We start from the raw sequence: 13,522 nt of genomic DNA, 5'->3' as shown, positions 1-13,522 counted from the left end.
GAAAATGTTTAATCCGGAAGGATGCTTCTGAACTGGCATCTGCACCAATAAAGCTCACCGGGCATCACGTTCCGACCGACCTCCTTGTCGTACAGGCCTTTAGAAAGATCAAACTCTTTTCCGTTCATCTCAATGTGGCTTTCTCGACTGGTGTACTTGCCAGGGACATGAATCCAAACCCCTCGAGTAATCCCTAAACCTTTGCAGTTGGCCTGCTGAATCTGCTGATTCAGTTTCAGCGTTTGGTCAATTGCCACACGCTGAGCTCGTTGAGCCGTAAATGAAGAAGATCGTCCAAGGGCTTCCACAATCTGCGAATACGTGCCATGACCTTCGTAAGCATCCATAAAGGCAGAGCGAATATTTGTCAGCTCGGATGTTGTGATGTTGCTGATGAGGCTCGTCGTGTCGGCGACCATTCCCGGTAGTTCATTTATTGCCTGAGGCGTGATGAAGAAGTGCTTGCGCGTCTGCCTCATCTCATAAGCAAAAACGGAATCAGGAATGCCCGCCGCCTTGAGCGATGCCTTTTGGGCTGTCGAGACATCGGCGGCAAGGTTTTTCACGTACCACTCAGCAATCTGGCGTGTTTCCCGATCCGCCGTTCTTATCCAGTTGCCCATGTTACGGGCTATGAAGTCATCAACATTGCGACGGAATCTATCCGGATCACGAAGAACCAAGCGGTTAATTCGTTCCTTGATATTCCGCAGCCGTGCGCGATCGAGAGGATCGTCCGGACGGAACGTTAAGGAAGCGTCCTCGGTCAATCCTCCAGCATCGGACAGATAAAGGAGAATCTCGTTGAGAATCCTATTTCTAAAGGACCGCAAGAAGGTGTCGAGCTTCTTTTTGAACTTTGCCTGTCTGCCTAGATTCGGCTGAACAGCACGAGCAGTCTTCATTAGAAAATCTCTCCAGCTTTGTCTTCATCAACCTTCGGCGCCGGCGCCACGTTCTCGGCCGAGCGCTGTTTCAGGAAGTTGTTCATCAGCTCATTCTGCTGACTGGGATCATCGGTCATGAGCTCTCCCTCCATCCCTTCCGGCAATTCTTCCGGAATGAAGTCCAAACCCATATCGGAATCGCGTCGGACAAACTCACGGACCTCTTCAGCACTCAGAACATTGCGGTCCTGCAGAACAGCCAACATGTCGACCTTCGTCTTGGCCGTGATTGCTGTGGCCGCGGCATCTGCCTCTCCAAGTTCGTTGAATTTGAATGTAATGGACTGATCAACGTGTCCAAATTCCACCAACTGGATAGCTTTCAAGACAGTTTGAATTGCGTCTCGATTGAGCTCTTGTTTTGATTTGATATGGTCGTAGTAATTCCGGATGTCGCTCTGACCGGTAGCGTTGAAACCGCTCGGAGAGATTCCGAGCAGCTTGACCGCCGGTGTACGGTTAATGGCCGCAATGAATTCCAGAGCTTGACGAATAATGCCTTCAACTCCTGAGATCGTCAGTGTGATGTTCTGCAGATCCTCGGAAGAATCACAGGCAAAAATGGCCTCATTAGAGCGATAACGCTGTAAGAGCATCATCTTCGCGTCTAACTGCTCAATCCCGCCAGCTTCAAAAGCCTCAGCAAAATTTGTTTTGAATACCGTGAGGTTGAGTTTCTCCAGAATGCTGACGCCCGTTTCTCTGGCCTTGTTCCAGTGCAGCACATAGTCCCATAAGATCTGAGCCTGTGGGATTCCAAGGAAGTTATAGGCTGGTCTCAGAAGTAAAGGGGGCTCATTGTCAACCAGTCGAATAAGACGAGATGCATGCACCTCTTGCCCAAAAACAAACCAAGACTTTGGCTTAAGGTAATCATCTTTGAGCGGCTGGTTGGCGTTGTAAAAACCAGGCGAGACATTTACCGGATCAATGACAATAAATTTGACCGACTTATCCTCGCCAACCAGTTCTGCTGATTTGTCAGAGAAATTAAGAGGGAGCTTTAGAGCCTCTCCTTCGACTCCTGTGTCAACGAAAATGAAGCATCCTCCCATGAAGCCGACGAGGCTCAGGGCTTCATTAAAAAGCCGTCTCAGTCGATACTTGTTCTCCTGCAGATCTTGGAGCTGCTTAACGTTATCCGCCGATTCGTCTTCACCGCCCTCTACCTGAATCCATTCCCGGCACATATCATCCGCGACAGTCTGAATACAGGTGCGGATCATGCCGTTTTGGGCGATATTCTGAAGGACACCGTAACCGACAAACGATGTCATCGGGAACTGTCCTAGGTCCAAAGCGTGCTGTGTCAAAGATGCATAGTACGCGTTGAAACTCGAGCCAATCGCGGCATCGTTCGTGAAGCGAGACTCCTCTTTCTCCGGCTCTTTGGTGTTCAAAGTGATCGGAGGATAAAAGAGCGCTTTAGCATCTTCCGAAGAGAACGATGTTCTAGGAGGCACGAAGCGAGAGCCTGCCGCGTCGAGAATCTCTTGATTGATCTTTCGGCGTTTGTTTTCGTCCAGTTGATTCATGATTTTCAAAATCTAAAACGTGCCTGCTGCATCTGCTCTCGGGTCAGAATGACGCCTGAGCCGTTGCGGAAATAGTTCAATGCCTGAGTTGTGCTGTCCACCTGGTCATCGTGAGAACCTGCGGGAAACTCAAGCAACTCACTGACGTAATGCGGCACCCAAGGCGCTGCACTGTCTTCCGGAATAAAAACATTCCCTGCCTCAAAATAAGGAGTGACGGACGATGCCCGGGCCTCTTTCGATTCAGTGGGCGTTATCGGAACAAATCCCGAAACCGTAGATTTCAGCTCAGAGATCACCGCCGATCCGTTCGCCTTATCTTCAACCAGCTTCCGGACAACACGCGGCCACTTATGGGCAAGAACTCGGACCATCTCTTTTGTCTTCACAAAATCCCATTGGCCCCGTACTTGATCAAGCAGGTAAAAATTCGGTCCTTTTTTGCCCCACACTTGACCGACCACATAGTCGGAGTTTTTGGAATCCTTGAACGTCATATCCCACGACATGAGCGTATGGTCAAACTCTGGCGGAAGGCTTGTTGCTGTCCATCTTCTAAACCACTCGAGCTTGAATAAAGCACCGCCATCGGGAACCGGATGCTGCTGATACAGTGCCTCCCAGTCACGACTGCCGATCGTTTTCTGGATCTGCAGCAGAGTTGAGAGCGGATACCGCTCAGGATGCAGGGCTTCCCCAGCTTTGCGGTGCAATTCGTCATGCTCCGCAATTGCCGGATAATTCACGATCCGGAATGTATCTCCCTCTCCCATTCTCTGGATCAATCGACCAATCAGATCGTCTGTGTGCCAACGGGTGGCCATTACGATGACGCCTCCTCCGGGAGACAGTCGGGTGTATGCGGTCGATGTGTACCAATCCCAAATGGAGTCTCGAATAGTCTTAGAACCTGCTTGAGCTCGGTCTTTAATCGGGTCATCGATAATCAGGATATCGGCACCCTGACCTGTTATGCCCCCACCCACACCGCAAGAACGATAGGCGCCGGCATGACCAACAATCTCGAAGAGGTCAGAGGTTCTTATATAGGATCCCCGGGAGTCGGTACGCACTCTCGAATTGCTGAGCCGAGTATTCGGAAACAGGTCAAAGTATTTCTCATCATCTATTACGCGCTGAACATCTCTGTTGAAGCGCTGTGATAGGTCTGAAGAATACGATGTTGCGATGATTTGAAGCTCCGGATTTCTCCCAAGGGCAAAAGCCGGAAAGCGCCTAGAAACAAGCTCACTCTTCCCGGATCTCGGAGGCATCGTGATAATTAGCCGAGGAGACTTTTTGTCCGCCACGTCCTGCAGGAACCTGTCTAGCTCATCACAAATTTCTTTGTGTACCCAGCCGAGCAGGTAGTCAGGTTTTGTGTGCAATGTGAAGTAAGACAAGCCCTTTCGGGCCTTAGCTAGTCTGATCTCCTGTATCGTTGGAAGCCGCATTCACAATACCCTCCAGCGCGTCTAATTGTTCCAAGGTGAGCTTGCTTAGATCCAGCTGGTTAACCTTGTCGACTTTAACCGGCTCTCCATCTTTGCCGGTAATTTCCTTACGGTCAGTCTCTTTCCACCCACAGCGACTCTTCATGTAAAAAATGGTCGCTGCCGGATTTCCCTCTCGGATGAGAGCCATCAACTTGCCACCAACAAAGGCGTTGGCCTTAGCCTTTCCCTTTTTTATGGCGGTGGCAAAATTGGCAAAATCTTTTTTTCGATTTCTCAAGGTTCGATAACTAATCCCGAGCGCGAGAGCAATCTCTTCCTCGTTGTCACAAACCTGAGCCAGTTGTTCAACCTTCTCCAGATCAATCTGAATGCGTGGACGAGTCCGCTTCTTTTGAACTTTTTCTTCCATGCCTTCAACCTTCTTTTGGTTAACTGGTCACATCGATGATCTTCTGAATTAAATCCTCAGGTCCGAAACTCTTAACGAAATCCTGAACCTGCTCTTTGTATTCGATCGGAATTGAGAGCGTCAGATTAAAGCGGTCTGCCTCGGGCTCCTCTTTTTCCGGTTCTTCCTCTTCCTCAGCGAGTTCGGTGGTTCCACACAACAAAGCATTCAACTCTTCGTCGGAGAAACCAGTGACCAGTGCCAAATCTGTATTCTGCAATTCCTGCAGCTCAATTCTCAGGAGATCAATATCCCAGCCGGAATTAAGAGCAATTCGATTGTCTGCGAGGATAAAGGCTTTCTTCTGCGGATCGGATAATCCGCTTAGCTCGATGGTCGGAACAAACTTACGACCAAGCTTTTTGGCCGCCTTTAAGCGTCCATGTCCGGCAATCACTCCGCCTTGTTCATCCACAAGGATTGGATTGTTGAACCCAAATTCCTTGATCGAACTGGCGATTTGATTCACCTGTTCTTCAGAATGCGTCCGGGCATTGTTTGCATACGGAATCAGGTCATTGACCGGCCTGTAGAGAATTTTGAGTTCAGATTCTTTCATAGTTAAAAAAAGGTGCGCCCAGCATTTTCAGCCGAGCGCACTCCAACCAACCCCAAGGAGATAGTTTGTTAAGGCGGTTTTCTCCGACATTCTCGTCAGGAGAATTAGAAATCCAGCGGAGTGAGCATCTTCCCGTTGGGAGTCTAGGCTTGCTGGATGTTGTAACTTTGTCGCTTGACTACTTAATCAGCGAGTAAGCGAAGGCAAAAGATATGACGGTCATGCACATCATCGCAATGATGGAGAAACCCCAACGGAGAAAAAAGGACCATTTCGGATAACGGTCTAATAGTTCCATGACTAGCTTCCTACAGTGCTTTGATATAATCTCCATATCGACCTACTGGTTCTAGGTTGACACTAAAAACCCCGTACAGCTCGCAACTGTCGGGGTTTTGCTTTGTTTGGCTCGGTGCTTAAGCCCACCGAGAGGCTGTGCGGTTTGTCGATAAACGTTGTGGACAACAATGAAACCGCTAAAGAAATCAAAGGGCCAAGCACCCCAAGATAATTGACAGAATCAACAAAAAATTGATTGTCCGGAGCGCATATCCTCGTCTGTTATGAATAGCGTTCAGAGCATCAATCGAGCGCTGATACTGTTTGAGCAAATCCTTCTGGACGGATAGAACTGGCACATCATCTTGGTAATGAGTGTTCAGCCATCTCAGGTAATCCTTGCAAATTCCGGAAGGATAAGCAGCGCCGCTTGAAAAGATAATCGACATCAGCAAGGACGCAAAGCCTAAAGCACCGGAAACAACTGCCAGCCACAAACTCCAGCCTTGGAAGAAATGGTTGTCGAATAGATAAAACAGGACACCGAGAACCACGACGCAGAAGCCTTGGTAGAAGGCTAGCCGCTTGGTTTGCTCCGGAAGCTCGGCGATAATTTTTCTATCCAGTTCGGCTTTGGCGGTATCGATAAGGATGGATGCAGTCTGGATGTCGTACTTATTGGGTTCGATCATAAAAGTTCCGTTGTTGACCTCTGAGAGGCAACAGATAACAAAAAAGCCCCGAAATCGGAGCTCTCATATTCGCCTGGCTTAAGTTTTGCATCCTCTTCTCTCTGGACACACCGGTTCCTCCGCAAGGAACCGTCATCTTTAAGCCTCTAGGCGGCCTGGCAAACAGGCTTGAAATTGTCTACTTGTGACTATACACCAAAAAGAAGCCCCTCGGGCTGGAGGGGCGGAGTTTCAAATTTCGATTGTTAGGCAGCGTGCGTCAACGCCCAATGCTTGTAACAGTCAAGGTCTTTGACTGAAAATCCGAGATCATCGAGCGAGCGTTCGAGCTCAACAAAATTAAGGTTGTTCACAACGTCCCAAAGTTTACTTGCGTCGGGTACATCCAACGCCAGCATGACCCGCATTGCCTGCATCAGAGGTTTTCTGAAAAGGTAGCGCTGGTAGTAGCAGAACACTTGCAGGGTCTTCAAGAAATCCGCGTAAACAACGTATCGTTGTCTTTCAGTCTTGGTAGGCTCAGAGGCTGGTGCTTCAGGTACGCTCAAGTCAACCGTTTCAATAAAGCGCAGGCAGTCCTCGAATTGCGACTGTTTGAGTTCTGTGTAGCGTGGGATTTGGTAGCGTACCTTGATCGCGCGGTAGATCGTCTGATAGTACACAGCCGTTTTCTTTGCGCGTCTTGCTACTGCCTGTTGGATGGCAACTTGTTGGGCGTTAGTGATCAGGGAGCTGTTCTGCTCTTTCTGAACTGCGTAAAAACCTTGTTTTCGAATTGCCGGGAGAACCTCGTTAGTGACCCAAACGCGAAAACGGTAAGCGAAGGTTCCTTCTTTAACCGCGTCACGGCAACGGAGGATTAAAGTATAGAGACCGCTTTCGGTTACGACATTGGCATTCCCCTGACGCCCTATGTTTAACATAGACCGTTCAAATGGAGCTAATGACTGTAGAGCTTGTGTGACGTTTTGAATGCTTAGAGCTTTGCAAACATCGGCGGCCACAAAAAGAGGTTTAATGAAATCGCCAAAAACGCGAATAGAACAATCTTCAAACGTGAAGTTTGTGAGAGCTTGAGTAGTCATCGACTATCTCCTAGATGAATATTTATAAATCTCCTAATTTTGAGTTAGGAGCCCAAGTGCTCAAAACAGCATCTAGTCTGCGGGCGTATTTCCGCGAGGGTATTGTATTAGCCTCACACTCGGGCATAAAAAAGTCCGTAAATTAACGCAACGGCGACGCTAGATGGCAAGTGTTTTGAGCACTTGCGAAAAGTTTAGCCTGAATAGAAGAAAAAATAAATAGGTCCATCTTAAGAAACATTTTTAAGTGCCTGCTGAATTGCTATAGGGATAGCCGCTTTAATGAACTCCCAAGAGAGGGAGACGCCGCTTCTTTTTGACATTCTTTTAATTTTTTCCCAAATGGTTTTATCTCGCAAAGCGTCAAGTAAGTCATGCCCGGACATCGATATGTAGACCCCTTGAAAGTCCCAAAATTCAAAACTCCCATCCGAGCGTCGCGTTACTTGTCCGTTTTTAAGGATTCCCGCATCTAGCAAGATTTCAAAATGACCTAGCACACTTTTAAGAGTTTTCTGCTTCTCGTCTAGCCTTTCCCACGGTGATTTACCCTCACCCCATATAGAAAGGCTATCCATATCCTGTAAAAACTCTTTGATCGTCTCAGCTTCAACGTGAGCGAGAATCGTTCTTATCAAATTCCAATCAAGTCGCATTTTTAACCTTCCTTTCGTTGATTTGTTCGAAATATCGAATTCGAAAAGCGAAAAATATCAAGGCATCTTCAGTCCACAGATCAAGCTTTCTCCGCTTGATGTTCCAGATTCGCTTACCTGCCTTGCTCAATAAAGACTGGGAGCCAAACACATATAGCAGAACAATCAGTTTCGCTGTCCGGACATTCAGACCATGGGTTCCGATAGAGAGAACTTCGGTTCCCGGCGCCGAGAAGTTTTGCCAAACGGTGTTGAGGAAGTCCGCATCTTTCATGTCGATTTCGCAGGAACTCAGACCGTTTTCGCCATTGTCGTCTGTGTAGTCCTCAGAAAAATCCGTCTTGTTTCTCGTCAATGCGAGAGCTCTCTCCACTGCGTAGGCAATTGAGACGTTTTTGACAACACGGTCACGATATGCCCGGCGCCAATTGTCCAAACGAGGTCTGAGATCATCAATGAGTTTTTGTTCTGTTTCTGTCATCCAAGAGTCCTCACGTGAGATAAATAATCCCGAGAGCTGATAGCCCCCAGAACTCAACCTTTTTTCTGAGTTTGTCGCGGCGTTCTAAATAATCCGTAATCCATTTGAAGATCCAAAGGAAGACGAACATCGCGACGTAGCAATTGATCATCCAGAAAACATAACCTTCAGTGCTAGTAGGCCAATACATTCCAGCCCCCTCCCTCTTTCTTCGGTTTAGGCGTGACGACAAACAGCGGAATCGGGCACTCATCCGAGCAAACCTTGCATTTAACTTTGCTGTCATCTGCAAAGATTTTCAGGGAACCTTTGACCTCGTGGAGTTCAAGAGATCTATCCGGACGCATGACCAAAAAATCAGGCGTGTATGAGCATCGGTTTGAGGCAATCTTCCATGTGAACCGCTCGAACCAGTATTTGAGAATTAACCCAGAGTTTTTCTGTTGTTCCAGGTAATCTCGATAGGCGGCCTCAGTTCGGTTCATTTCACCGACCTTGAGCCGTCCTTTTGCTTGTAAAAACCTTTTCATTTATCCCTCCTGATTGAGTTTGTGTGGTTTGATTGAATTCTTTGATGCTGTTTCCAGAACATTAGAGTTCCGTTGAGCGATGATCTGAGCGTGCGAAGGCCAACGTTCAAACTGTGAAAAGAAGTCTCTCCTGCGTTGAATTTGCTCGTCTCCTGCCTGCTCGAACACGGAGCATCGAGCAAACGAGACCGGATAGCACTCGATACCGGCGCCTTTCTTCGGATGGTGGCAGTAGATGTACATGTCCCCAAAGGACTGTTTGGGAGGCAAATGCTTCTTCCCGTCAGTTCCTATCCAAAAGGCCTGAGCATGAATGCAGTAGAGGCAGCAGCCACTCATTTACGCCACCTGATTGAGCCGATAACGGCTCCGATAAAGATTCCGACAACCTAGGCCATGCAGTAATCTATGTTCGACCCACTCCATGTAAACCAGAAAATATCTGCTAAGTAGAGGATCCCGCCGATGCAACTGAGCGATAGAACGAAGCTTCTAGAATCAAAGCTCATACTTCCATTCCTCCCGGTTCGACTGTTCACCGGTTAAATCAGAATTGCGCTTCAACAAGCCCCAGGCCTTAAGAGTCGCCTTCCTGACTTCATCCGGGTCAGCAGATTCATTAACCCAATTGAACCACTCAGATATGGATTCCCCGTATAGGTCCTCGTATCCCTCAGCAGTCAAACGTAGAACTTCCTCTTCCTTGATTCTGTAAATTCGCATTCTTTTTCTCCCCTCGTAGTTCAAACGCCGCTCTCACCAGCAACCCAAACAGCACCAAATTGATGAACACCACCGGCGCCAAAATGATCATCAATAGCTGCCATGCACTCTCTGACATCTCGCACCTCAGTCGAATAAATCAGGTGTTGCCGGCTTTCTCATGGACTGACCTACAAACAGCGCCGGAACGCATTTGGAGCGAACACGGTCATAGAGACGATCACCGAGCAGAGAGCACAAACCCTCAGCACTAAGGTTGCTCAGCAGAATGGTTGGCTTGTTGGAAGTCATGCGGGTGTCCAGAATCGAAAACAAGATCCTTCTTTCTGCATCGGAGCCTTTCTGAACCCCGACCTCATCGATAACGAGCAGTTCGATTCCGGAGAAGTAGTTGAGAACTTCGTCTTCGCTTGTCTGGGAGCCAGGAACGTAACTTTTCCGAACTGCCGAGAAAATCTCGGATGTTCGGTAATACTTCGGAAACAGAAACTGGTGGTTAGCAATAAGAGCAGCCACGATCGAACAGGCAAGGTGAGTCTTGCCAGTCCCGCAGCTTCCAAGGAAAAGCAAGCCATAGCCTCCCGCTTTTGCCTTCTCCCAGCCTCGGACGAAACGCTTTGAAAGCTCAAGAGCCTTTCCTTGCTCAGCATTAAGAACTCGAAAACTGTCAAAGGATTTGGTTCTGTACTCGAGCGGAACACGAGACTTTGCAACTCGTTCCTCAACCTCTTTCTTGATGGCCTCTTGTCTCATTACAGCTTCGACGGCCTCTCTTGCTTCCCGTTGATCTTCTTCGCACTGCGGGCATTTTGTTTGAGTCTTGAGAATGGAACCGAGGTAGATTCCCTCAGCCTCATAATCACCATGGATCGGGCAATTGAGAACCGTCTTGCGTTTAGTTAAAACTCCGGAAAGAGACGGATGGATGGAACCAGTCAGGCTCCCGATTGATACGAATGTTGTCATAGCAGAATGTTCCCTTTGTCATCGAATTTGCAGCCCTTTCTGTAGTAGTCCTCCGTAAAACCTCCCGGAGGCTCATAAGGCATAGGTGCTGAGTTGTTGCTGTTGGTTCCGGAGCTTGGCTTACCGCGATTCCTTTCCTGATCTTGTATGCAGAATGTTCGGAAAGCGGCTTTGTAGTCGACGTACTCTTTCCCGTTTGATTTGCAGTACGAAATCATCTTTTGGAAGAGCAGCTGAGGATTTGCAATGAGGTATTGCTCAGCTATCTTCAAAAAATCTTCCGGAATAACGTCTCCGTCATTAAACGGACACGGTTGTTTAGCTTTGGTTTTCCGCTTCGCTTTTTTCTCAACTGTTTCCGTTTTGGAAATAGATTGGTTTTCTGGTTCTGAAAATGGAAGTTCGTCTTCGGATTGGTTTTCAAGCCCAGAAGTAGTCGGCGGATTTTTTTCTTTTATATTTTCTTTTCTTTTATGTTCTTGTTCTTGCTCTTGTTCTTGTTTTGCCAAACCCTTCCCGAAGTCTTCCGGAAAGCCTTTGCCATAGCCTTTCTCAAAGGCTTCCACAAACTCTTTAGGCAATGCTTTGAAGAAACTATCTTTTTGACTATTAAGAATAATTTCAGTCGACTTTGCAAGAGCGTAATTAGTTAGATCGCATTCAGGAAGGGAGTCCAGGACGCTGTTCCATGATTTAACAACATTGGGATTTTCTGGAAAATTGAACCGCAAAAAGTTCGGAACATATATCAAAAAAGCTTCCGGATCGTACTTTATTAAACCCTTTGAAGAGAGTTCATACAAGGCTTCAAGAAAGGCTTCTCCAAAGGCTTTCTCAAACCCTTTGTTTAGATATTCATTGCCTCTTTGCTCGATAGCCAGAGATTCAAATGAAGCTTTGAATGCACCAATAGGCGCAAGGTCACGGCGACTTAGGATTGTGTACCAAGCCAGCTTGCCCTCTACAGACAATTCTCTGAACTTCTTATCGTTGCTGATGCGGCAGTCGATCTTTCTATAGATCGCCATGGTTGCCCCCTATTTGGATTTTTTCCAAGCTTTGAAATGTGGAAACGCGAGCCGAAGGTAAGGGAGCCTTCCAAGAGGAACTCCGTTCTTCGACCACTTAGTGACGGCGGCAGCACTTAACCCAAAGGTCTTTGCAATTACAGACTTCCGTTTGAACTCACCCAGAAGTTCATCAAAAACCTGCTCTTCAAGTTTTTTCATGATTTTACTTAGGTTAAAAATTAACTCCTATATATTAACTTAAAAATTTACCTAGGTAAACCAATTCAGTGTTAACTTAGGTTAAATTTATCTCACACAGACGGAGGAACGTATGAGAACAAATGACTCTCAAAAAACGTGGACAGACCGCTTAAATGAGGCTTTAGCGTTGCGCGGAAAATCTCCGGCGGACATATCAAAGGCAACCGGCATCACACCTGCCGGAATCAAAAAATGGATCGATGGCGATGTCTCAAAGCCGAAATTCGATGACGTTTTTGCTGTTTGTTCATTCTTGGACATCACCACGGAATGGCTCATGAAAGGCATTGGTTCAATCAACGACAAAACCATGCCTGCTGCCAACATGGTCTCCATCCAACAAGTTGACTTTTATGGCTCTTGCGGTGTCGGAGTGATGAATTTCGAGGACTATCCGGAAATCAAGACCCTTCAAGTTACTCCAGCGTGGTTCTCTCGGAACTTTGCTTTCTACAACCCAAGAGACGTGAAGATCATCACTGCGCTTGGTGACTCCATGGAGCCAGAGATCCGTGACGGGGACGCCGTGTTCATTGACATAACAGACAAAGAAACCTTAAGGGATGGTATATACCTGTTAGTGGTTGATGGAGAAGCCTATATCAAACGAGTACAAAAACTAATAGGCAAGAAGATCGCACTCCTTTCAACGAATAAAGCATATAAGGACATTGAAATCAGCCTTGATTCTGATATTGAGGTCCGCATCATCGGACGCGTAATCAAAAGTTTGAAACTCGTGGACATTTGAAATGAAAACATTGGCAGAGCGTTTAACCTTGGCGCTAAGTGATTCCGGACTAAAGAAAAGTGACATCGCTAGGTTATGTTCGATCTCTCCGGCCTCGGTTTCTGATTGGTTTACTGGCAAGTCGAAAAGCATCAAATCTATTTACCTTCCTAAAGTTGCCAAATTGCTTGGCGTCTCTTCAACGTGGTTAGCAACCGGTAACGGTCCAATGAAGTCCCCAAATGTTTTGGTGACGGAAGAAGTCTGTGATGACGACGATTGGGTAGAAATTCCAGAATACAAAATTCGGTTTGCGGCAGGATTTGAACAAAATTCAACATTAGAAGAACTTGCTTCTGAATATAAGGCTGCTTATCGCCGATCTTGGTTTCAGCGAAAAAACATCAACCCAGAAGACTGCAAACGGTTCAAAGTAAAGGGGGACTCTATGGAGCCTCTTTTGCTCGACCACGATGTTGTCCTGGTCGACTGTTCAAAAACAGAGATTATCGATGGTCGAATCTACGCCTTTGTTTTTGGGAATGCCTTACGTGTTAAGAGGCTCTATAGAAAGATTGACGGCTCAATAGTGGTTCATTCAGAAAATCCAAATTTTGAGGACGAAACAATAAAACCAGTCGACACTGAGCAAGTCCAGATCATTGGAGAAGTCATAGAAAGATCTGGATCGGTTTAATCCGATGAACCTCAAAAGATACGACTGAATGGATAGCAGGAGCCGATATGGAACTTCCCTTGCTGAGAACTTTGGAAAAAATCTGCAAATATTATTAATTGGAGAAATGTGCTATGACAGAACAATTTCTTTCTTGTGATGCACCATTAGTCGTTGAGTATCTGAATGCAATCAATAGGTCTTCTTGCCCTTGGTGCAAAAGTAATGACTGGAGCATGATCACGGAGAGCTCGGCCATGTGCGTCGGAGAACCAGCATTGGAAATGGCCAACTCCGTCAGGTATACAACTCCTCCTGTTACTGAAGGAGTGAGAGACGCAAAATTTATCCTGAAGCCCTCAGATGAACCTCCTAGTGTTTACATGCGTTTAAGGTGCAACGTTTGCAGCTGTGAATTGAGATTCGACTACTTCCAGTTAATCAAAAAAGCCAAGGCCTGGAAAAATAACCAAGTAAGGTAAACGCA

18 protein-coding genes are annotated in these 13,522 nt (G+C 47.0%); 3 read left to right on the top strand and 15 right to left on the bottom strand.

Annotation, left to right across the window (positions count from 1 at the left end; genetic code table 11):
* Window positions 1–8 precede the first annotated feature (8 nt).
* The 15 genes from HMPREF9439_RS12900 to HMPREF9439_RS04690 all read right to left on the bottom strand — a co-directional run bounded on the left by HMPREF9439_RS12900 (window position 9) and on the right by HMPREF9439_RS04690 (window position 11,587).
* On the bottom strand, window positions 9–905 hold the full coding sequence (locus HMPREF9439_RS12900) for a conserved domain protein (protein WP_008863943.1): 897 nt from the start codon (window positions 903–905) through the stop codon (window positions 9–11).
* Window positions 905–2,482: a phage portal protein gene (locus tag HMPREF9439_RS04760; protein ID WP_008863942.1), complete on the bottom strand. Its 1,578-nt coding sequence runs from the start codon at window positions 2,480–2,482 to the stop codon at window positions 905–907. The genes HMPREF9439_RS12900 and HMPREF9439_RS04760 overlap by 1 nt, the downstream gene beginning before the upstream one ends.
* A 5-nt stretch (window positions 2,483–2,487) precedes the next feature.
* Complete coding sequence (gene terL, locus HMPREF9439_RS04755; protein WP_244862390.1) at window positions 2,488–3,756, bottom strand: phage terminase large subunit; 1,269 nt, start codon at window positions 3,754–3,756, stop codon at window positions 2,488–2,490.
* Between the two features lie 142 nt (window positions 3,757–3,898).
* Entirely contained in the window at window positions 3,899–4,348 is a 450-nt protein-coding gene (locus HMPREF9439_RS04750) for a hypothetical protein (protein WP_008863940.1), read from the bottom strand.
* A gap of 19 nt (window positions 4,349–4,367) precedes the next feature.
* Complete coding sequence (locus HMPREF9439_RS04745; RefSeq protein ID WP_008863939.1) at window positions 4,368–4,946, bottom strand: ParB/Srx family N-terminal domain-containing protein; 579 nt, start codon at window positions 4,944–4,946, stop codon at window positions 4,368–4,370.
* Window positions 4,947–5,431: 485 nt separating this feature from the next.
* Window positions 5,432–5,917, bottom strand: a complete 486-nt coding sequence (locus HMPREF9439_RS04740) for a hypothetical protein (RefSeq protein WP_008863936.1) — start codon at window positions 5,915–5,917, stop codon at window positions 5,432–5,434.
* 245 nt (window positions 5,918–6,162) lie between these two features.
* Window positions 6,163–7,002 carry a BRO family protein gene (locus HMPREF9439_RS12895; protein ID WP_008863935.1) on the bottom strand — a complete coding sequence of 280 codons (840 nt, stop codon included), beginning with the start codon at window positions 7,000–7,002 and terminating at the stop codon, window positions 6,163–6,165.
* 230 nt (window positions 7,003–7,232) lie between these two features.
* Window positions 7,233–7,658, bottom strand: a complete 426-nt coding sequence (locus HMPREF9439_RS04730) for a DUF2513 domain-containing protein (protein WP_008863934.1) — start codon at window positions 7,656–7,658, stop codon at window positions 7,233–7,235.
* Window positions 7,648–8,139 carry a hypothetical protein gene (locus HMPREF9439_RS04725; protein WP_008863933.1) on the bottom strand — a complete coding sequence of 164 codons (492 nt, stop codon included), beginning with the start codon at window positions 8,137–8,139 and terminating at the stop codon, window positions 7,648–7,650. The genes HMPREF9439_RS04730 and HMPREF9439_RS04725 overlap by 11 nt, the downstream gene beginning before the upstream one ends.
* Window positions 8,140–8,149: 10 nt before the next feature.
* The gene (locus HMPREF9439_RS04720; protein ID WP_008863932.1) at window positions 8,150–8,329 is read right to left on the bottom strand and encodes a hypothetical protein; all 180 of its coding nucleotides are present in this window, start codon (window positions 8,327–8,329) and stop codon (window positions 8,150–8,152) included.
* Entirely contained in the window at window positions 8,313–8,669 is a 357-nt protein-coding gene (locus tag HMPREF9439_RS04715; protein ID WP_008863931.1) for a hypothetical protein, read from the bottom strand. Before HMPREF9439_RS04715 ends, HMPREF9439_RS04720 begins: the two co-directional genes overlap by 17 nt.
* The gene (locus HMPREF9439_RS04710; RefSeq protein WP_008863930.1) at window positions 8,670–9,008 is read right to left on the bottom strand and encodes a hypothetical protein; all 339 of its coding nucleotides are present in this window, start codon (window positions 9,006–9,008) and stop codon (window positions 8,670–8,672) included. It abuts the gene before it with no gap.
* A gap of 510 nt (window positions 9,009–9,518) precedes the next feature.
* Window positions 9,519–10,358 (bottom strand): ATP-binding protein, encoded by an 840-nt coding sequence (locus HMPREF9439_RS04700; RefSeq protein ID WP_008863928.1) that lies wholly within the window; start codon window positions 10,356–10,358, stop codon window positions 9,519–9,521.
* Window positions 10,355–11,329, bottom strand: a complete 975-nt coding sequence (locus HMPREF9439_RS04695) for a hypothetical protein (RefSeq protein ID WP_157645831.1) — start codon at window positions 11,327–11,329, stop codon at window positions 10,355–10,357. Before HMPREF9439_RS04695 ends, HMPREF9439_RS04700 begins: the two co-directional genes overlap by 4 nt.
* A 66-nt stretch (window positions 11,330–11,395) precedes the next feature.
* Window positions 11,396–11,587, bottom strand: a complete 192-nt coding sequence (locus HMPREF9439_RS04690) for a hypothetical protein (RefSeq protein ID WP_008863926.1) — start codon at window positions 11,585–11,587, stop codon at window positions 11,396–11,398.
* A gap of 112 nt (window positions 11,588–11,699) precedes the next feature.
* On the opposite strand from HMPREF9439_RS04690, the gene HMPREF9439_RS04685 reads away from it, so the two are divergent.
* The 3 genes from HMPREF9439_RS04685 (at window position 11,700) to HMPREF9439_RS13435 (ending at window position 13,517) form a co-directional block, all read left to right on the top strand.
* Complete coding sequence (locus HMPREF9439_RS04685) at window positions 11,700–12,380, top strand: S24 family peptidase (RefSeq protein ID WP_008863925.1); 681 nt, start codon at window positions 11,700–11,702, stop codon at window positions 12,378–12,380.
* 1 nt (window position 12,381) lies between these two features.
* Window positions 12,382–13,056 carry a S24 family peptidase gene (locus HMPREF9439_RS04680; protein ID WP_008863924.1) on the top strand — a complete coding sequence of 225 codons (675 nt, stop codon included), beginning with the start codon at window positions 12,382–12,384 and terminating at the stop codon, window positions 13,054–13,056.
* A 113-nt stretch (window positions 13,057–13,169) separates the two neighbouring features.
* Window positions 13,170–13,517 (top strand): hypothetical protein, encoded by a 348-nt coding sequence (locus HMPREF9439_RS13435; protein WP_244862387.1) that lies wholly within the window; start codon window positions 13,170–13,172, stop codon window positions 13,515–13,517.
* The last annotated feature ends 5 nt before the right edge of the window (window positions 13,518–13,522 follow it).

This window comes from Parasutterella excrementihominis YIT 11859 (assembly GCF_000205025.1).
GTDB lineage: Bacteria > Pseudomonadota > Gammaproteobacteria > Burkholderiales > Burkholderiaceae_F > Parasutterella > Parasutterella excrementihominis.
This window is presented reverse-complemented; position numbering and strand designations above follow the sequence as displayed.